This is a genomic window from Vibrio sp. R10-SG3-ISO10, from assembly GCF_059834185.1.
Window position 1 is genome coordinate 1 of the sequence record NZ_JCBDHG010000020.1, and the last position, 19,477, is coordinate 19,477.

Genomic DNA, 19,477 nt, shown 5'->3' on the forward strand with positions numbered 1-19,477 from the left:
GTGAAGATGTTTTGATTGGTCAGAGAAGACACAGCTAATCCCGTGGACGTGGGTATGGAAATTAGCGGCAATATAATACATAGCAAGGGGGTAAATGCAAGAAAAAAATTAAAAAATTTGTGGTCAAGCGATTGCGTTAGCCGTATAATCCGTCCGCAATATCTAATCCAAATGCAGCCAAGCATCTCCGCTTACTGCCCTCATTATGCGAAACGATGAGATTGGATTGTTCTTTTTACTCCTCTAATTGTGAGATATTGCAAATGCTAAGAATTGCCAAAGAAGCGCTGACATTCGATGACGTACTACTTGTGCCAGCACACTCCACTGTTCTCCCAAACACAGCTGATCTTCGCACTCAGCTAACTAAGAACATCACCCTAAACATCCCAATGATTTCGGCGTCTATGGACACCGTTACTGAAGCGCGCCTAGCAATTGCACTAGCGCAAGAGGGTGGCATTGGCTTTATCCACAAGAACATGTCGATTGAGCAGCAAGCAGAAATGGTTCATCAGGTTAAGATTTACGAAGCAGGTGTGGTTTCTCACCCTGTGACAGTTAGCCCTGATGCATCAATTGCTGATGTGGTTGCTCTTACTGAAAAGCATGGTTTTGCAGGTTTCCCTGTAGTTACTGAAAACAATGAACTTGTTGGTATCATCACTGGTCGTGACGTTCGTTTCGTAACGGATCTTTCTAAGAAAGTAGAAGTTGTGATGACGCCTAAAGAGCGTCTAGCTGCTGTTAAAGAAGGTGCGACTCGCGAAGAAGTTCAAGAGAAAATGCACGAAGCGCGCGTAGAGAAAGTACTGGTTGTGAATGATGAGTTCCAACTAACCGGTATGATCACCGCAAAAGACTTCCATAAAGCAGAGCGTAAACCAAACGCATGTAAAGACGAGCAAGGTCGCCTACGTGTAGGTGCAGCCGTTGGTGCGGGCGCGGGTAACGAAGAGCGCGTAAAAGCTCTAGTTGAAGCAGGCGTTGACGTTCTACTTATCGACTCTTCACACGGTCACTCTGAAGGTGTTCTAAACCGTATTCGCGAAACTCGCGCAGCATACCCAGATCTAGACATCATTGGCGGTAACGTAGCAACAGGTGCAGGTGCGAAGGCTCTGATCGAAGCTGGCGTAAGCGCAGTGAAAGTGGGTATTGGCCCTGGTTCTATCTGTACAACTCGTATCGTTACTGGTGTTGGTGTACCTCAAGTTACTGCTATTGCAGACGCAGCAGAAGTTGCTGGCGAGTACGGCATTCCTGTTATTGCTGACGGCGGTATTCGTTTCTCAGGTGATATCTGTAAAGCAATCGTTGCTGGCGCATCTTGTGTGATGGTTGGTTCAATGTTTGCGGGTACTGAAGAAGCTCCGGGTGAAGTGATTCTATACAACGGTCGTTCATACAAAGCTTACCGTGGTATGGGTTCACTAGGCGCTATGTCTCAAGGCTCTTCTGACCGTTACTTCCAGTCAGATAACGCAGCAGACAAGCTAGTACCAGAAGGTATCGAAGGCCGTATCGCATACAAAGGCCGCCTAAAAGAGATCGTTCACCAACAGATGGGTGGTCTACGTTCAAGCATGGGTCTTACAGGCAGTGCAACGGTTGAAGATATGCGTACTAAAGCTGAATTTGTACGTATTTCAGGCGCTGGCATGAAAGAGTCTCATGTACACGACGTTCAGATCACGAAGGAAGCACCAAACTACCGTCTAGGTTAATTTTTACTGGCTATTTCGTTCGATAGCTGCATCGAAAGTGCTCATTTATACTTATAAACTGCGCGCTTTCTCTTGGCTCTCAAACGAAATATCGTCGTAAAAATAAAACCTATATTTTTAACGGAAACGTTTGCTTTTTCCTTGAAGCATTAATAAGAGGCGAGTAAACTCGCCTCCGTTTTAATAACCTAGCTTATAAGACTGCTCAAAATGACTAAAAATATCCATGACCAACGTATTCTGATCTTGGACTTCGGTTCTCAGTACACTCAACTTGTCGCGCGCCGCGTACGTGAAATCGGCGTTTACTGTGAACTTTGGAGCTGGGATGTAGAAGAAGCGGATATTCGTGAATTCAACCCAGATGGCATCATCCTATCTGGTGGCCCTGAAAGTGTTACCGAGGACAACTCTCCTCGCGCTCCTCAATATGTATTTGACTCAGGTGTTCCTGTGCTTGGTGTATGTTACGGCATGCAGACAATGGCAGAGCAGCTAGGTGGTAAAGTTTCAACTTCTGATGAGCGTGAATTCGGTTACGCTGCAGTACAAGTTTCTGGCGAATCATCAATCTTTAAAGATCTTGAAGCTTCTCAAGATGTATGGATGAGCCACGGCGATAAAGTTGTCGAGATCCCTGAAGGCTTTGTGAAAGTCGGTGAGACAGACACCTGTCCTTACGCTGCGATGGCGAACGAAGAGAAAAAATACTTCGGCGTTCAGTTCCACCCAGAAGTAACGCACACTAAAAATGGTTTACAAATGCTAGAGAACTTTGTTCTTGGCGTATGTGGCTGTGAGCGTCTATGGACTTCAGAATCTATCATCGAAGATGCGGTAGCACGTATTAAAGAGCAAGTGGGTGATGACGAAGTTATCCTAGGTCTTTCTGGTGGTGTTGACTCATCAGTTGTTGCGATGCTTGTTCATCGTGCAATTGGCGATAAACTAACATGTGTATTTGTTGATAACGGTCTACTTCGCCTAAACGAAGGTCAACAAGTAATGGATATGTTTGGCGACAAGTTCGGTCTAAACATTATCAAGGTTGACGCAGAAGATCGCTTCCTTGCGGCTCTTGAGGGTAAGTCTGATCCAGAAGAGAAGCGTAAGACAATCGGTCACGTATTCGTAGACGTATTCGATGAAGAGTCGAAGAAGCTGAAAAACGCGAAATGGCTTGCTCAAGGTACGATTTACCCAGACGTAATCGAATCTGCAGCATCTAAGACGGGTAAAGCGCACGTCATCAAATCACACCATAATGTGGGCGGTCTTCCAGATGATATGGAAATGGGCCTTGTAGAGCCACTACGTGAGCTGTTCAAAGATGAAGTTCGTAAGATTGGTCTAGAGCTTGGTCTGCCTTACAACATGCTTTACCGCCACCCATTCCCAGGTCCTGGTCTAGGTGTTCGTGTTCTTGGTGAAATCAAGAAAGAGTACTGTGATTTGCTACGCCGTGCTGACGCTATCTTCATTGAAGAGCTGCACGCTGCTGACCTATACAACAAAGTATCTCAAGCGTTCACGGTATTCCTACCTGTACGTTCTGTAGGTGTAATGGGCGATGGTCGTAAGTATGACTGGGTTGTTTCTCTACGTGCAGTAGAAACCATCGATTTCATGACTGCGCATTGGGCACACTTGCCATACGACTTCCTAGGTAAGGTATCTAACCGCATCATCAACGAAGTTGACGGTATTTCTCGCGTGGTTTACGACATCTCAGGTAAGCCACCAGCGACAATCGAATGGGAATAACCCCTGTTTGAATAGATAAGCTAAGCCAGTCATCAGACTGGCTTTTTTTATTTTGGAAGATTTAAAGTATGGCTTTTGTTGTTTTACCGAATGATCACACTATTTAGGTGGGCAGTTTTAGTATTTTCGGTTTTTGAACCCACTAGACACTTTTTACTAAACCTATAGTTTCAAATTCCGTTGCAACTTAAGAGTCACTCGCAAGTTGACCTTGCCACATCACACTAGCCGTGAAGTTAGTGCTCGAGTTTTCTAGTCTTTTCATCAGAAATTCACATAAGGACTTGTCTGATGAAGAAAACAAGCTACCTCGCCACAATAGCTATGCTATCTGCGGCACCTACCTCTTGGGCTACGATGAATATCCAACCCGATCCTCAAAATCCTACTGGTTATGTCGTTTCACGTGCTGATATCCAAGCAGCAGAGAATCAAAAGACGGCGAACCCTATGTATCAAATCTGGTCTCAAGCGCTGCGCACTGCACCCAACTCGGTTGTTGAAGCGATTGATTCTGGGTTAGCCACCAACCCAGATAACGTCAAAAGGGCCGAACGTGTCTTCCCAAGAGCGGAATGGGATTTTCTGACCCACATGGCAGCACCGGAATACACCTATACGCGCTTCTTACGTGCGATTGGTAAGTTCCCGGCATTGTGTGCCGAGTACACCGATGGGCGTGATTCTGATGCCATCTGTAAACGTTCGATCGTGACCGCTTTTGCGCACTTTGCGCAAGAAACAGGTGGCCACATCGCTAAAGATAATACCTCTGATAACCCGTTAGCGTTGGAAGAGTGGCAACAAGCCCTAGTACATGTGCGTGAAATGGGCTGGTCTGAAGGTCAGGAAGGCTACACAACCGGGTGTGGACAAAACGACTGGCAAAACAAAAAATGGCCATGTGCTGCAGGGCAGGGCTATTTTGGTCGTGGGGCTAAACAGCTTTCTTATCACTTCAACTATGGTGCGTTCTCTGAAGTCATGTTTGATGGTGACGCGTCAGTGTTGCTCAACAATCCAGGGTTAGTTGCCGACTCTTGGTTAAACCTAGCTTCTGCGATTTGGTTCTTTTTGACACCACAAGCACCTAAGCCAGCCATGCTGCATGTCATCGACAAAACATGGACGCCTTCTCAGCGCGAAATTGACGCTGGTATTGGTTACGGTTTTGGTACCACTATCAACATTATTAACGGTGGCATTGAGTGTGGTGAGCAAAACAGAGACAAAGGTCAGCCAGTTAACCGTATACGCTATTGGGAAGGTTTGTCGGCACACTATCAGATTCCTATTGAGGCCGATGAAAAGAACACCTGCTGGCAGCAAACGCCTTACGGCAGCCTGAATCTTAATGGTGCAACGGATGTGCTTTACACCAACTGGGATGGTAACTGGAAATACTATGCAGACAGACCGGGTGGTTACTCGTTTGAGTGTGAACTGGTGGGCTTCCAGACTGCTTATTCAGCACTGGTTCCGGGTGACTACGAGAAGTGTGTAACCAACCTCTACGGCTCACACGCTAGCTGGCCTGAAGTCCGAGTTGTCGATAAGTTAGACCCCGTCGATCCAAATCCAGACAATGGAACAGGCTGGAGCGCGACTAAGGTATATAACACAGGCGATCAAGTGACATATAAAGGAGTCACTTACAAAGCGAAGTGGTGGACGCAAGGTGATGATCCAAGCTTAGGTGGTCCTTGGGAACTAGTGGCTGGTACACCAGAGCCTACGCCTGAGCCTACTCCAGACCCAACCCCAACGCCTGATCCGCAGCCGACGCCAACTCCGGACCCACAACCAACACCGGATCCAAATACTTTTATTCAGTGGCAACCGGGTGTTTCTCAGGTCGCGAATGGCGATAAAGTGACCTACAACGGTAAGTGCTTTATTGCTAAAAATGGTCCAGGAACGTGGGATACACCAACCCAAGCAAACTGGTTCTGGGACGAAATTTCTTGCCAGTAAGCCATTAAAACAAGATAAATTGATTGAATAGGCCCTGAAATTATTTCAGGGCCTATTTTTTATTGTTCGATGTTGTACGGATTTCACGTGTTTTATATCCCTTATCGGCTCAAATACGGTCAAAGTTCTCATTTAATGATTTGCGCAACCTTAGATTGCGATTCCGAACACTATCTTTTTTATTGAACGCCACTAAAATTTGCGCGTAAATTTTATTAACTTTTTTTAAAGGTGCGCAAAATGTCAACAAAACTGGCAAACCCGGCTCCACTGGGCCTAATGGGTTTCGGTATGACAACCATCCTGCTAAACATCCACAATGCAGGTTTTTTCCCTATTGATTCAATGATCCTAGCAATGGGTATTTTCTATGGTGGTCTGAGCCAAGTTTTTGTCGGCATGATGTGTTTCAAACGTGGTGATACTTTTGGTACTACGGCGTTTACTTCTTACGGCCTGTTCTGGCTAACACTGGTTGGAATTCTTGTTATGCCTTACATGGGGCTACCAGCAAGCCCAGCAAGCTTTATGGGTTGGTACCTAGCACTATGGGGTATTTTCACAGGCTTTATGTTTATTGGCTCACTATGCTACCCAGTAGCAAAGCAAGTGGTATTTGGCTCACTAACAATCCTGTTCTTCTTACTGGCAGCGCGTGATTTCACTGGAAGTCAGCTTATCGGCACTATTGCTGGCTTTGAAGGTATCTTCTGTGGCGCGAGTGCGATTTACTTCGCTATGGCACAAGTACTAAACAACGAATACGGTCGTACTATTTTGCCAATTGGTGAGAAGAAGCCAGTCCAAGAAATGCCGCTAGAACAGGTAGCTGCATAATTAAAAGAATTTGGTTGACGGTGTGCCTGAAGCAACATTGACTAAACCTAAGTTATCTAACTTAGTAAATTTTTGGGAACAATAAGATGAAAGGGGTTAGCCATTGGCTAACCCCTTTTTTTACCACTGCATTTTCTTATTTTTTATAGCGTGTCGCTATTAGGTTGAAGGTTGTTCAACCGGTTTAGACTCAGTTTCAGCCGAAGGCTCTTTGCCTGTCTTACGGCGGTACTTGTCTTCCCAGTAGTCAGCACCTTTGATGCCTAGTTTTACTGGGTTGAACGTGTACTCTGTAACACCTTGTTTTTGTTGCTCTTCATAATCATTCAGAGCTTTCAAAGCAGGCTTAGACATGAAGAAGATGATTAGGATACCAACGATGTTTAGCCACGCCATTAGACCTACACCCACGTCACCCATTGCCCATGCAAGGTTTGCTGTCTTAACTGTACCGTAGAACACGACTGCGATTAGTGCCACTTTTAGTAGGAACATCAGGCCATTAACTTTGATGTGGCGACGGATGTAAGCCACGTTAGTTTCTGCGATGTAGTAGTAAGCAAGAATCGTAGTAAACGCGAAGAAGAACAGTGCGATTGCGATGAATGGCTTACCAATGCCTGGTAGTGCACTTTCAATCGCCATCTGAGTGAATACAGGGCCGTTTGCAGCAATATCAGCAGCAACGTTCTGTACTAGGAAGCCTTCAGCGCCATGAACGTTGTATGCACCAGTGATGATGATCATAAATGCAGTTGCAGAACATACTAGCAGTGTATCGATGTAGATAGAGAACGACTGTACTAGACCTTGTTGCGCAGGGTGGTCAACGCTCGCTGCTGCCGCTGCGTGAGGACCAGTACCTTGGCCCGCTTCGTTTGAGTAAACACCACGTTTAACACCCCAACCGATAGCAGCACCAACACCCGCCATAGGTGTGAATGCATCGCCAATGATCATAGAGAATACGCGTGGTACTTCGCCGATGTTGAGAAGGATGATGATGAACGCCGTCACGATGTACGCAAGCGCCATGAAAGGAACAACAATCTGCGTGAAGTTAGCGATACGTTTAACGCCACCGAAGATGATAAACGCTAGGATGACTGAAATCAGTGTACCCGTGAAGATCTTCGCAAAGCTGAATGTACCGATAGCTGTTTCAATCATTTCACCAGAACCGAATGCTGCTTCAACCGCATTACCGATACTGTTTGACTGAACGCCAGGTAGTAGGAAACCACAAGCAAAGATAGTCGCGATTGCGAAGATCCATGCGTACCAAGTTTGCCCCATTGCTTTTTCAATGTAGTAAGCCGGACCACCACGGAATTGACCTTCGTCTTCTTCCTTGTAGATCTGTGCTAGTGTTGACTCTGCATATGCAGTCGCTGCGCCAAAGAAGGCAACAACCCACATCCAGAATACTGCGCCAGGACCACCAAAACCGATAGCCGCCGCAACACCTGCAATGTTACCTGTACCCACACGACCAGATAGCGAAACCGCTAGTGCTTGGAATGATGAGATACCCTTAGTAGAACTTTTCCCTGAAAGAAGTAAACGCCACATTTCACTAAAGTGACGAACTTGAACAAATCGAGTCATGATCGAATAGAACAAACCAGCGCCAAGGCAAAGGTAAATCAATACCGGGCTCCAGATAATTCCATTCAGAAAATCAACTAATGACTGCATAAGTATTTTCCCTGTTTTGTTTTGTAGTGGTTGTTTTCTGAACAGGATATTACCCTTTCTGTAATGTAATTGTTAATTTATTTATTTGTTAGTGTTAATTAGCGTGACCCAAAACACAAAGTGCTAAAAAATTGTTAAATAGTAGCGATTGATTACTTACTGGGCTTCAATTGGAACGCTATATGGTCGAATGGGGAGGTTTGGTGGTGGTTTATACGTACGACAAATAACCCAGATACGTTGCTATATATTTTGTTAATAGAACGTAAATGAGTTAATTGTGTTGATGTGAAAAGTGTGGTCTAGCTTAGCCTTTAGGCATACCTCTCCATACTGAGCTCTGAAAGAGGCTTCTGACCGTTTGATGCTATCAACTCCGCTAAGATATCGGCTGAACCACATGCCATCGTCCAGCCCAATGTTCCATGCCCTGTGTTGGTGAACAAATTACTGAACTTTGTTTGGCCTATGATTGGCGTTCCGTCCGGTGTCATGGGGCGAAACCCTGTCCAGTACTCAGCCCGCGAGAAATCAACGCCTTGTGGGAACAAGTTACTGACAACGTGGTTCAGTGTTGCGAGGCGCTTATCGGGTAAGGCAGGATCAAACCCTGCCAACTCTGCAGTACCTGCGACACGGATCCTTTGGTCAAAGCGGGTGAGTGCTACTTTATAGGTTTCATCCATAATGGTGGATGAAGGGGCTTGCTGCTCGTTAGTGACTGGCAGGGTCAATGAGTAGCCCTTAACCGGATAAACCGGAATATCGATACCGATCGGGTTAAGTAGAGCTTTCGAGTAACTGCCTAATGCGACCACAAAGTGATCGGCACTTAACGTCCCTAGAGAGGTTTTAACACCCACCACCTTAGTGCTTTCCGTCAGCAGAGCCTCAACATCGGTGTTAAACATAAACTCAACTCCGGCTTGCTCTGCCATCTTATGCAGCTGTTGGCAAAACAGATAGCAATCTCCGGTTTCGTCATCGGGCAGGTAAAGCCCGCCAACCAATTCACCTTGCATATTAGCCAGCCCAGGTTCTTGATTGAGGCATTGCTTGGCATCGAGTAATTTGAATTGGGTGCCACTCTCTTCGAGCAGCGCCATATCTTTTTCTACGGCTTTAAGCTGGGTAGAAGTGCGGAATATTTGCAGCGTGCCTTGAGTACGTCCTTGGTAATCGAGCTCAAACTGTTGGTTTAATGCGGCTAAACACTCGCGGCTACGATTGGCGATGGTAAGCATGCGAGATTTGTTGACACGGTACTTATCCAACTGGCAATTGCCGAGCATTTGGCTCGCCCAATGGAGCAAATCAGGGCTAAGAGAGGGCTTAATTTTCAGCGGGGCATGTTGTTCAAACAGCCACTTAATGGCTTTGGTAGGAATGCCGGGCGCTGCCCAAGGTGAAGAGTAACCATATGAGATTTGGCCTGCATTGGCAAAGCTGGTTTCTTCTCCCGCTTTAGCTTGTCTGTCTATCACAGTGACATCGAATCCAGCTTGATTTAAGTACCAAGCACTGGTTAATCCGATGACCCCACTCCCTAAAACAATAACCTTCACGAACGCTACTCACAGTTTGAAATTTTGCTAAGGATGAAGAATTTACATCTGCTTAACAATCGATAAGAATTGACATTAGGTTTTAGTTTTTCTAAAGGCTTAATATGAAATCGACCTTGCTGCACGGGGTGAACTTAATCTGCATTGTTGCTCGCCATCAGAGCCTAACAAGCGCTGCTAAAGAGCTGAACCTGACGCTCGGAGCTGTCAGCCAACAACTACAGCAAATCGAACAACGGTTAGGGTTTAGTGTATTTGAACGTCATGCTCGTGGAATCCGTTTAACAGAGCAGGGCGCGAAATTGGTTGATGCGACTAGCCATCATCTGGCTTCGATTGAAGAAAATGTCTTTCAGCTGACACAGGTTTCAGAGCGTAAGCAGATCCGCCTCAAACTAACACCTTCTTTTGCTTTTAAATGGCTGGTGCCAAGACTAGAAAACTTCCACAAACAGTATCCAGACATTCAAATTCATACCTTTGCAGAAGGGGCGCTAGTCGACAGTGACAAGCGCAACTTCGATATTGCGATTGATTACGGGCCGCTCCCTTACAAGCACTCAGATGCCGAGCTGTTGATGGAGGAGTCGCTGATCCCGGTCATGAGCCGTGACTACTTGCGCTCACATCCGCAGCTAACGGAGGGAAACACCGAGTGGCAACAAGTGACACTATTACATGATGTGATGCCTTGGCATGGTGCGCCGAAAGATTATGAATGGCTCTATTGGGCGTCTCAGCAGCAGCTAGATTTTGAAACCAATCGCGGCCATTTTTTTAATCGTACCGACATGGCGATGTCTGCAGCAGAGGCCGGAGTAGGGATAGCGCTAGCAAGGGTTGCGCTATTAGGTGATGAGATTGAACAGGGGAAGTTGGTTGCGCCTTTTGCTGCCATCGAAGCCAATGCGGGCTATTTTGTTCTTACTCATATCGATGATCCCTACACTCGATTGTTCAAACAATGGTTGAGAGAGCAGGTCAACTAAATTTCTTACGTAAAGTCAGTCATTAAGCCTAAGTGTTATTAATTAAATTGTAAATAACAATGGCGCGACCATATGCACCCACTACACTTAGTAATGTGTCTATGTTGGCTTCTGCCGAGATAGATAATGTTAGGGGCAGCGCATATGGAATCTCACCAAGGCAAATGCAGCTATCAAAATCCTGATGGCTGGTGCTGCGATCAACCGTGTGGGGAGTCAGGCTTGTGTTACTGGCATGACCCAAAAGTCGATAAAAGCAAAGATGATATAAAAGACCAGGTTGAAGAATGGGCCGCAGCGGGTAAACCTTTAGACGGATTTCAGTTGGCAAAAACAAACCTCGAAGACATAGATTTAGTAAACCGAGGCTGTAAAGAAGGTTATCTATGTCGAGATGTTGATTTTTATCGAGCAAACTTAACCGATGCTCACTTTTTTGGCTTAGATTTACGTGGTTCATCTTTGATGAAAGCCAAGCTTATTGGCGCGAATTTACATTGTGCCAAGTTAGACAATTGCAACTTACTTGGGGCAGAGCTTTCTCGAGCCAAGTTAGAAAACATCGAATGGGGTGGTTGTTTAAAGCAAGAACTTGAAGCGAAGAAAGCGTTAAAGCAGAGGGACCGAAAGAAGTCTGTCATGCTGTGTCAGGAAGCCGAAGAGGTGTGCCGTAACATTCGCAAGCAGTGTGAGAAGCAGGGGCTATTTGAAATGGCTGGTGACTTCTTTAAGCGCGAAATGCGATATCGGCGCTATCAAATGCCATTGTTCAGTTTGAAAAGAATGATTTCCAAGTTGGTGGACGTCTTTTGTGGATATGGTGAAGATCCTGTGCGAGTCGTCGGCTTTTCTATCTTCTTGATACTGGTTTGTGCGTTGGCTTATTTCTTGTTAGACACGACCGGAGCACATCCTATTTATGAAGGGGTCACGGGGTGGAAGTTTTACGCTTTAGAGTTTTTCAATTCGCTCTATTTCAGCGTCGTGACCTTTACCACTTTAGGCTATGGAGATATATCGCCCGTCGGGGTCGCGAGGTTTATCGCTGCCTGTGAAGCCTTCTTAGGCAGCTTTACCATGGCGTTGTTTGTGGTGGTGTTTGTTAAGAAGATGACTCGTTAAACCAACTACTTTGCTTTGTAGTCACTATCTAGCCAGTCAGAGAGGATTATTTGGTCGTCTTTGTACTGGTTAGAAAAGTGCTCAATTAAAGCGGCAAGGTGCTCGCCTGTGTCGCACATGGTGTCAGCAACTAAATCTTCAGAGACGGTAATCGCGCCGCCTAGAGGAGTAGCGTTTGTCGCTATCTGCACTGGGACTATAAACTTCGACTTGCTTTCAAGATGGCACTCTTTTAGTCGCCTCGCTTGCTGGTGGATATTAGCTTTTAACTCTTCAGTATAGTCTTGGTTAACAAGGTCAATGGCGACTGGAAACACCAAACCGCGATAAAGAATAACAACCTCGATACCCACATTAGAATCTGCTTGCGACAAACCCAAAACAATATCGCCCGCTAAATAAGGCAGTTGATTAAATTGCTGTTTAAGTAGGTCAATTTTTGTCTGCCAGTCTGAAGTCGAGTGTGAAAGCTGCGCGCAGATGTCTGAGTTTTCAGATTGGACAAAATCGAGTATGGAAGCGAAATATTGGGCGTGTAACGTCATCTTAGTTTATTGGTAAATAAGAGAAAAGCAGAGGCTAACTAAGATAGGAGAGCGAGGCTAGTGAGTCATCTGAATTGTTTGAACTTAGTGTCGCGGAAAACAAAAAGGGTTACCCGAGGGTAACCCTTTATGCAGAAATTTTTGCTGATTAAGCGGCGTTTGCAAACTCGGCTAAGAAGCACTCTTTGCGCGCGTTAAAACGCTCGACAAGATCGTCAACCGCATCTTGGTCATAAGGTTTCAAGCCGCTTGCCACCATGCGCTTAATGCCTTTGCCAACCACTTCGCCATCTTCTTTAAAGCTGAAGTTTAGTGTGACAACACCACGCTTGCCTTCAACGTCAAAGGTCGCGCCCGCAAACTCAACTTCAGGGTGAGTCAGATCAAGACGATCAAACTCTACTTCCATGCTTTCGTAAATCACGAGTGGACGTTGGCAGTTAATCATCATTTGCGCTTCTTCCATGAGCGGCACCATGATGTGAGGGAAGTTCATACCAGAGAACTGAACATAGCTAGTAACAACATGTTCGATAAATGCAGCATCACGGCTAACTTCACCTTCGCGCGACATATGTAGGTATTCTTTCGCGTTCTCATCGACCAACGCGCTTTCTTTCTCACACTTGTTCTCAATTGATAGCGAAATTCCATCGTTAACCATGCCAGAGAAGTCAAAGCGCATTTTTTGGCTAATGCCTTCTTTGCTTAGCAATACCGCAAATAGCAGATCGCCAGGTACGCAGAAGCGTTTGTTGTCTTCATCATGGATAGGGTTAAAGTCACCCGCGACCTTCTTAGCAAAGTGGCTTGCTTGTTGGCGAGTGAACTGGAACTGATTGTTATCTTGTGAAAAATACGGTGTCAGAAACATACTTTTATTCATGTGGCTATAACTGCCGCGCAGTATACATGAAGCTATGCAATTAAATGGTCTATCCAGATGATATTGACCAAAGCTTAACCTTTGTCGCGAAAGTGACATTGAAAATAATGTGCCTATGAATGTGAATGAATCCACATATTTGCGTAATTAATGAACAAGTTAGTGATGATTGCTGATATGACAATACACATAATTCACGTTACTCACGCAAGGAAGGCAAATGAAAGACGAAACGCTCTCAATCCATTTTGGTTACGAAACTGACCCAACAACAAAATCTGTTGCCACACCTATCTATCAAACGGTCGCTTATGAGTTTGATAATGCTCAGCATGGCGCCGATCTATTTAACCTAGAAGTCCCGGGCAATATTTATACGCGCATAATGAACCCAACCAATGATGTGTTGGAAAAACGCATGGCAGCTTTAGAAGGCGGGATCGCTGGTCTTGTTGTGAGTGCGGGTAGCGCGGCAATCAACTACGCAATCCTGACTTTGGCTCAAGCAGGTGACAATATTGTTTCGACACCTCAGCTTTACGGAGGCACTTATACGCTGTTCGCGCATATGCTGCCAAGTCAGGGCATCAATGTTAAGTTTGCCAAAGATGATAAGCCAGAGAGCCTTGCCGAGCTGATCGATGAAAACACCAAGGCTGTGTATTGTGAAAGTATCGGTAACCCAGCAGGTAACATCATTGATTTAGAGCGAGTAGCAGAGCTTGCTCATGCTCAGGGTGTGCCTGTTATCGTCGATAACACCGTTGCTACACCAGCGCTTTGTAAGCCAATCGAGTTTGGTGCTGATATTGTCGTACACTCACTGACTAAGTATGTTGGTGGTCATGGTACGACACTTGGTGGAATCATTATCGACTCTGGTAAATTCCCATGGGCTCAGCACAAAGATCGCTTCCCTGTATTTAATCAGCCGGAGCCTTCATATCATGGTGTTGTTTACTCAGAAGCCTTTGGTGAAGCGGCCTTTATTGGTCGTGCGCGCACCGTGCCATTGCGTAATACAGGGGCTGCCTTGTCACCGATGAATGCCTTTATGCTAATGCAAGGGCTAGAAACATTATCTCTGCGCATGGAGCGCCACACTGAGAACGCAATGAAAGTGGCCGAGTACTTACAGCAGCACGAGAAAGTGAGCTGGGTGAGCTACGCAGGTCTGCCTAGTTCAGAGTTTTTCCCACTTGCAGAAAAATACATGAAAGGTAAACCTTCAGCGATTTTATCTTTTGGTCTTAAAGACGGTTACGATGCCGGTGTGCGTTTCTATGATGCACTGCAGATCTTTAAGCGTTTGGTCAACATTGGCGATGCTAAGTCGCTCGCTTGCCACCCGGCCTCAACCACGCATCGTCAGTTAAGTGAAGCCGAGCAGAAACAAGCTGGCGTCTCACCAGAGATGATCCGCCTATCTGTCGGTATTGAGCATATCGACGATATTCTTGCTGATTTGGAGCAGGCGCTTAGGGCCTAGAGAGAACGGGCTTCGCCCTGCGAGAAACGAGAACGGACTGCGTCCTATAGAACGCTACGCTCCGCGATGAAAGCACTAAAGGTTGACGTTGTACGTCAGCCTATAGCATTGTCTCGTTTCTCGTTTCTCGTTTCTCGTTTCTCGTTTCTCGTTTCTCGTTTCTCGTTTCTCGTTTCTCGTTTCTCGTTTCTCGTTTCTAATCTCTTTCCGCTCTTAAACTCACCCTAACCTGCAATATCCGGTTGTTTTGTACCTTCAAAACCTCAAATTGCCATTCTTGATACTCAATTACTTCGCCTACTTCAGGGACTCGGCCGATTAACCAGGTTAGAAAACCATTCAGGGTTTGGAATCCTTCGCTTTCTTCTCCTTCGAATGTGCTGATGTCTAAACGTCGTTTTAGCTCATTGAGTGGAATCAGTGCATCCATCCACCAGCTACCATCTTGATGTTGCCTTGCCCATGTGTGTTGGGGCGCTAAACCGAGTTCTCCTGCGACTGACTCAAGAATGTCGTAGTGGGTGACTAGTCCTTGAATGTCTCCATATTCATCGACGATAAACGCCATCTCACAGTTGTTTTGCTGCATTTGATTGAGCAAAGGCAAGCCTTTCATTGACTCGGGGAAGTATCGCGGCTTTCTTACTAAGCGAGCGATCTTTTCAATCGAAAGCGATTCATATTGGTCGAGCAGAACCTTAGAGGAAATCGTCCCGATAATATTGTCTAAGCCGCCATGACAAACCAGCCAAACCGAGTGCTGAGTCTGACGAATCTGCTTTAAACAAGACTCAATGGGCTGCTCAATATCGAGATAATCCATATCGCAACGCGGCGTCATCAAAGAAGTCACGAATCGGTCATTCAAGTGCAGAATATTACGGATCATCTCTTGTTCTTGTGGCTCAATTGCACCGGACTCGGAGCCTTCATTGACCACAGCAAAAATATCTTCTTCGGTGACTTGGTCATTATCGCCGCCGTTTTGACGAAAAAGCTTGAGTAACGCATCGGTAGAGGTACTCAGCAGAACCACAAAAGGTGTGGTGATAATGGCTAGCCAATGGATCGGGTAGGCGACAATAACGGCAATCTTCTCTGCATTTCGCTGAGCAAAACGTTTTGGCACCAACTCACCGACCACAATCGCAAAATAAGTGATTAATACCACGACACTGGCGGTTGCGACGATAGAAGCCAATTCAGCATCAAGCCCTTGCTGTGTGAGCCACAAAGAAAAAGGTGCTGAAAGGGTCGCTTCACCAAAAATACCACTCAAAATACCAATAGCCGTGATACCAATTTGAATGGTTGATAAAAAGCGGGTTGGGTTGTTCTTTAGCTCAAGAGCGAGCTGTGCGGAAGGTTGAGTCTGAGCTAGGCTTTTTAAACGACTCGATTTAGCGGCAACAAGCGCCAGTTCTGACATGGCAAATAAGCCATTAAGGGTGATAAGCCCCACCAGTATGAATATGTCCATTGAGAGTTCCAGTGATAAACACTTGTTCAGAATAGCCTCAGTTAAGGTTAAAAGATATCAGCATATTGGCGAATAGTTTTTATGGTATGGATTAAAATATTTGATCCCTAGCAGAGTGACTTTTAGCGGGCATTCTGCTGTTGCTCAAAATGATTCACAAGGAAATCTATCAGGGCTCTAACAGGATGAGATAAGTGCTTACGAGAAGGGTAGAGTAGATACATTTGCAGTGTATTCAGTTGCCAGTCTGGCAGTATCCATTCCAGCTCGCCACTGGCTATCTTGCTATCGGCTAGGTAGGTTGGCTGCATAGATATTCCTAACCCAGAGAGTGAGCCATGGAGTAACACGGTGGCTTCGTTAGCGGTGATATCACAATTCACCTCGACCTGATGTTTCTGCTCACCTTTCGTCAATTGCCAGATATGGCGACCAAAGTTTTTGTAGCCAAGACAAGCATGCTGTTCTAAATCAGCTGGGTGGGTAATAGCGGCTTGCGTATCTAAATACGCTTTAGATGCCACCAGCTTAGAGTGGCAAACTGCAAACGGTCGCCCTATTAAAGCAGGATTTGGATCATTGGTGGTGCGAATAGCAAGATCGATTCTTTCGCTCACCATATCTACGGCTCTGTCTTGAGCATCAATATCAAGCTTTATTCCCGGATATTGTTGGCGAAAAACCGTCAAAGCGGGCATCAGTTCTGAAAATCCAAACGACATGCTGACTGACACGCGCACAAAGCCTTGTATCGCTTTAGTAGGCATTAGGCTTTCTTCAATTTGCTGCGCTTGTTCTACCCAGCGCTGTAAGTCTGGCAGCATTTGTTCCCCGGTATTGGTCAGGGAGACTTTGCGGGTGGTGCGTTGCAAGAGCCTCGCACCGAGCCAGTTTTCTACCGCTTCAACATGGCGAGTAACCATAGGACGAGAAATATCTAAACGGTCGGCAGTGGCGGTAAAGCTCTCTGTTTGGGCCACATCCAGTAGCACCTTTGCTGCGGTTAACTTATCCATTGATATGATCGTTTTACGAAATAATGATGAAAAGAATAGGCTCTATTTAGAAATAAAACCAGAGGCTAACATGCTTATCAACAAAACAAGCAATTCACTAGGAGACAGCATGAAAGCCTTAACAACACTTGCTTTACTACTTACCACATCTTCAGCTGCGATGGCGGCAACCGATTTGAACTTTGAGGTTTACAACGCCGATGAGCACAGCTTCAACGTCACTTCGACTCTGGTTGTTGGAGGAACAGAATCCTTACTTATTGATACTGGCTTCACCCGCGCGGACGCACTCCGTATTGCAGCTAAAGTATTGGATGCAGGTAAACCTCTAAAAACCATCTTCATCAGTCAGGCCGATCCAGATTATTACTTTGGCGCCTCTGAATTGCTCACCATCTTCCCTGATGCGCATGTAGTCACCACGGCCGCGGTAAGGGAGGCGATTGCGAAAAAACTTGAGAAAAAAGTCAGCTTCTGGGGGCCGAAAATGGGATTAAATGCGCCGAAAGATCCCGTTCTGCCAGAGGTGGTGAAAGGTAACGAGTTAACGATTGATGGCGAAAAGATCGAAATACGTGGTACAGAGGGAGTGCTAGCGCATCGACCATATTTGTGGGTGCCGAGTGAAAAAGCCGTATTGGGTAACGTTGGCATTGTTCAAGGTATGCATGTGTGGATGGCCGATACTCAAACCGACCGGGAAGTTAAAACATGGTTGGCACAGTTGGAAGAGATGCAGGCGCTAAACCCAGAGTTTGTTGTGCCTGGACATATGCAAAAATCAGGTCGATTAGATGCCAGCACCATTGCTTATACTCATACATGGATAGAGCGCTTTGTTGAAGCGAAAAAGCAGAGTAAAAACAGCGCTCAACTGATTAAGATGATGACTAACCACTACCCAAAACTCGGTTCAGATTTTAGTCTAGAACTTGGAGCTCAGGTCCACATGAAAGAGGCGAGCTGGTAACAGCCGTTTAGCCAATATCAATGGCTATATAGCGAACAGGTTAAGGCTGTTCGCTTTGGTTAGTCGGAGTCGCTTTTCACTTCGAACCCGAGTGCTTTAAGCTCAGATGCAAACTGCGTTTGAGTATCGGGCTCGCCATGAATCAAGTGAACTTGCTTTGGTTTGTCAGCAATGCCACGGATAAAGCGCAATAGATCGTGTTTATCTGCATGGGCAGAGTAGCCTGACATTGTATGAACTTTCGCTTTGACTTCGACTTCTTCGCCGTCAATTTCCACATCCATCGCGCCAGCTTGAATTTCTCGGCCCAAAGTCCCTTGCGCTTGGTACCCTGCTAGAAGAACATCGGTTGTTTCCAAAGGCAGTAGCGCTTTCAGGTAGTCCATGATACGACCACCTTGGCACATTCCAGAGGCGGCGACGACTATCGCAGGCTCTTGGGTGGATTGGAGGCGATTAACCAAGCGCTGATGAGTGCGATGATCTTCGACCGTAATACATTGCTCAAATGCGAGTGGGTGGCGATGCCTCTCTAGCCGCTGTTTCGCTTCCTTGCCCCATAACTGTTTGAAATGGCGATAGGAACGAGTGACACGCTGGGCCATGGGAGAATCGAGAATAATAGGGATAGAAACATCAATTTGATGGTGGTGGATGAGCTGCTCAATATCGAACAACAATTCCTGAGTACGTCCAACACTAAACGCAGGAATCAAGATTGCTCCTCCATCTTCAAGAGAGCGATCTATGATGGCTTTTAACCGCTCACCGCGTGTTGCAATGTCTTCATGCTGCTTGTCGCCATAGGTTGTTTCAATCAGTAGGTAATCAGCACGCTGTGGAGGTTTAGGATCAGGTAGGAGTGGGGTGTTATTTGGACCGAGATCGCCAGAAAAGACCACCACTTCTTGATTCGCCAAGCGCACTTCCACATAGGCGGAACCGAGTATATGCCCCGCAGGTTGAAAACGTATCGTCATCGAACTAAGGGGGTTACTCTCGTCTAGGCAATACCAACAATTGTAGTCCAATGGCTCAATCAGTCGACGTATCTTGTTTAACACTCGCTCGGTTTGTTTGCGGTCTAAACCGAGTTGCAGCTTTAGGCTATCTTCGAGCATTAATGGGATCAGTTCGGCTGTTGCGGTAGTGCAGTAAATAGGTTGGTTATAGCCAGTTGCGAGTAACCACGGCAGTCGACCTATGTGATCAATATGGGCGTGGGTAATGACAATCGCGGTCAAGTGAGAGGTTTCAAATTCAATATCCAATGGCCGAGCATCAGCGCCTTGAAACATCCCGCAGTCGATAAGAATGGCTTGAGCCTCTGATCTTAGCTCATGACAAGAGCCTGTAATCGTTTGTTTGCCGCCATGGTGAATGATCTTCATGTTAAACCCTCGCAACCGTTTCAA

15 protein-coding genes are annotated in these 19,477 nt (G+C 46.0%); 8 read left to right on the forward strand and 7 right to left on the reverse strand.

Annotation, left to right across the window (positions count from 1 at the left end):
• Positions 1-263: 263 nt before the first annotated feature.
• From guaB to AC6R16_RS10040, 4 genes are all read left to right on the forward strand, one after another.
• Positions 264-1,727 (forward strand): IMP dehydrogenase, encoded by a 1,464-nt coding sequence (guaB, locus tag AC6R16_RS10025; protein WP_239850989.1) that lies wholly within the window; start codon positions 264-266, stop codon positions 1,725-1,727.
• Positions 1,728-1,937: 210 nt separating this feature from the next.
• Positions 1,938-3,491, forward strand: coding sequence for a glutamine-hydrolyzing GMP synthase (gene guaA, locus AC6R16_RS10030; RefSeq protein WP_272786485.1), 1,554 nt, complete (start codon positions 1,938-1,940; stop codon positions 3,489-3,491).
• A 291-nt stretch (positions 3,492-3,782) separates the two neighbouring features.
• Entirely contained in the window at positions 3,783-5,465 is a 1,683-nt protein-coding gene (locus AC6R16_RS10035) for a glycoside hydrolase family 19 protein (protein ID WP_500674292.1), read from the forward strand.
• A gap of 240 nt (positions 5,466-5,705) precedes the next feature.
• The gene (locus tag AC6R16_RS10040; RefSeq protein ID WP_004744424.1) at positions 5,706-6,302 is read left to right on the forward strand and encodes an acetate uptake transporter; all 597 of its coding nucleotides are present in this window, start codon (positions 5,706-5,708) and stop codon (positions 6,300-6,302) included.
• Positions 6,303-6,461: 159 nt separating this feature from the next.
• On the opposite strand, the gene AC6R16_RS10045 is transcribed toward AC6R16_RS10040, so the two are convergent.
• Positions 6,462-8,000 carry an alanine/glycine:cation symporter family protein gene (locus AC6R16_RS10045; protein WP_004744423.1) on the reverse strand — a complete coding sequence of 513 codons (1,539 nt, stop codon included), beginning with the start codon at positions 7,998-8,000 and terminating at the stop codon, positions 6,462-6,464.
• 314 nt (positions 8,001-8,314) lie between these two features.
• Entirely contained in the window at positions 8,315-9,565 is a 1,251-nt protein-coding gene (locus AC6R16_RS10050) for a D-amino acid dehydrogenase (protein WP_500674293.1), read from the reverse strand.
• A 104-nt stretch (positions 9,566-9,669) separates the two neighbouring features.
• Between AC6R16_RS10050 and AC6R16_RS10055 the strand changes: the two genes are divergently transcribed.
• Both AC6R16_RS10055 and AC6R16_RS10060 read left to right on the forward strand, forming a co-directional pair.
• Entirely contained in the window at positions 9,670-10,554 is an 885-nt protein-coding gene (locus AC6R16_RS10055; protein ID WP_425666461.1) for a LysR substrate-binding domain-containing protein, read from the forward strand.
• A gap of 144 nt (positions 10,555-10,698) precedes the next feature.
• Positions 10,699-11,676 carry an ion channel gene (locus tag AC6R16_RS10060; protein ID WP_004744420.1) on the forward strand — a complete coding sequence of 326 codons (978 nt, stop codon included), beginning with the start codon at positions 10,699-10,701 and terminating at the stop codon, positions 11,674-11,676.
• 5 nt (positions 11,677-11,681) lie between these two features.
• Here the strand turns inward: AC6R16_RS10060 and AC6R16_RS10065 are convergent, their stop codons facing one another.
• Positions 11,682-12,221 (reverse strand): hypothetical protein, encoded by a 540-nt coding sequence (locus AC6R16_RS10065; RefSeq protein ID WP_500674294.1) that lies wholly within the window; start codon positions 12,219-12,221, stop codon positions 11,682-11,684.
• A gap of 148 nt (positions 12,222-12,369) precedes the next feature.
• Positions 12,370-13,095 (reverse strand): DUF3581 domain-containing protein, encoded by a 726-nt coding sequence (locus AC6R16_RS10070; protein ID WP_004744418.1) that lies wholly within the window; start codon positions 13,093-13,095, stop codon positions 12,370-12,372.
• A 232-nt stretch (positions 13,096-13,327) separates the two neighbouring features.
• Here AC6R16_RS10070 and AC6R16_RS10075 point away from each other — a divergent pair, with 232 nt between their 5' ends.
• Positions 13,328-14,596: an O-acetylhomoserine aminocarboxypropyltransferase/cysteine synthase family protein gene (locus AC6R16_RS10075; protein WP_500674295.1), complete on the forward strand. Its 1,269-nt coding sequence runs from the start codon at positions 13,328-13,330 to the stop codon at positions 14,594-14,596.
• Positions 14,597-14,792: 196 nt separating this feature from the next.
• Here AC6R16_RS10075 and AC6R16_RS10080 read toward each other — a convergent pair whose 3' ends face one another.
• Both AC6R16_RS10080 and AC6R16_RS10085 read right to left on the reverse strand, forming a co-directional pair.
• On the reverse strand, positions 14,793-16,076 hold the full coding sequence (locus AC6R16_RS10080) for a hemolysin family protein (protein ID WP_500674296.1): 1,284 nt from the start codon (positions 16,074-16,076) through the stop codon (positions 14,793-14,795).
• A 122-nt stretch (positions 16,077-16,198) separates the two neighbouring features.
• Entirely contained in the window at positions 16,199-17,092 is an 894-nt protein-coding gene (locus AC6R16_RS10085; RefSeq protein WP_500674297.1) for a LysR family transcriptional regulator, read from the reverse strand.
• 109 nt (positions 17,093-17,201) lie between these two features.
• Here AC6R16_RS10085 and AC6R16_RS10090 point away from each other — a divergent pair, with 109 nt between their 5' ends.
• Positions 17,202-18,062, forward strand: coding sequence for an MBL fold metallo-hydrolase (locus tag AC6R16_RS10090; protein ID WP_500674298.1), 861 nt, complete (start codon positions 17,202-17,204; stop codon positions 18,060-18,062).
• 59 nt (positions 18,063-18,121) lie between these two features.
• Here the strand turns inward: AC6R16_RS10090 and AC6R16_RS10095 are convergent, their stop codons facing one another.
• A complete protein-coding gene (locus AC6R16_RS10095; protein ID WP_500674299.1) occupies positions 18,122-19,453 on the reverse strand; it encodes an MBL fold metallo-hydrolase RNA specificity domain-containing protein in 1,332 nt (443 codons plus the stop codon).
• Positions 19,454-19,477 lie beyond the last annotated feature (24 nt).

Bases quoted from the DNA above. Each gene is read 5' to 3' on its own strand.
- guaB (WP_239850989.1), top strand. From the start codon at position 264: ATGCTAAGAATTGCCAAAGAAGCGCTGACATTCGATGACGTACTACTT.
- guaA (WP_272786485.1), top strand. From the start codon at position 1,938: ATGACTAAAAATATCCATGACCAACGTATTCTGATCTTGGACTTCGGT.
- AC6R16_RS10035 (WP_500674292.1), top strand. From the start codon at position 3,783: ATGAAGAAAACAAGCTACCTCGCCACAATAGCTATGCTATCTGCGGCA.
- AC6R16_RS10040 (WP_004744424.1), top strand. From the start codon at position 5,706: ATGTCAACAAAACTGGCAAACCCGGCTCCACTGGGCCTAATGGGTTTC.
- AC6R16_RS10045 (WP_004744423.1), bottom strand. From the start codon at position 8,000: ATGCAGTCATTAGTTGATTTTCTGAATGGAATTATCTGGAGCCCGGTA.
- AC6R16_RS10055 (WP_425666461.1), top strand. From the start codon at position 9,670: ATGAAATCGACCTTGCTGCACGGGGTGAACTTAATCTGCATTGTTGCT.
- AC6R16_RS10060 (WP_004744420.1), top strand. From the start codon at position 10,699: ATGGAATCTCACCAAGGCAAATGCAGCTATCAAAATCCTGATGGCTGG.
- AC6R16_RS10065 (WP_500674294.1), bottom strand. From the start codon at position 12,221: ATGACGTTACACGCCCAATATTTCGCTTCCATACTCGATTTTGTCCAA.
- AC6R16_RS10070 (WP_004744418.1), bottom strand. From the start codon at position 13,095: ATGTTTCTGACACCGTATTTTTCACAAGATAACAATCAGTTCCAGTTC.
- AC6R16_RS10075 (WP_500674295.1), top strand. From the start codon at position 13,328: ATGAAAGACGAAACGCTCTCAATCCATTTTGGTTACGAAACTGACCCA.
- AC6R16_RS10080 (WP_500674296.1), bottom strand. From the start codon at position 16,076: ATGGACATATTCATACTGGTGGGGCTTATCACCCTTAATGGCTTATTT.
- AC6R16_RS10085 (WP_500674297.1), bottom strand. From the start codon at position 17,092: ATGGATAAGTTAACCGCAGCAAAGGTGCTACTGGATGTGGCCCAAACA.
- AC6R16_RS10090 (WP_500674298.1), top strand. From the start codon at position 17,202: ATGAAAGCCTTAACAACACTTGCTTTACTACTTACCACATCTTCAGCT.
- AC6R16_RS10095 (WP_500674299.1), bottom strand. From the start codon at position 19,453: ATGAAGATCATTCACCATGGCGGCAAACAAACGATTACAGGCTCTTGT.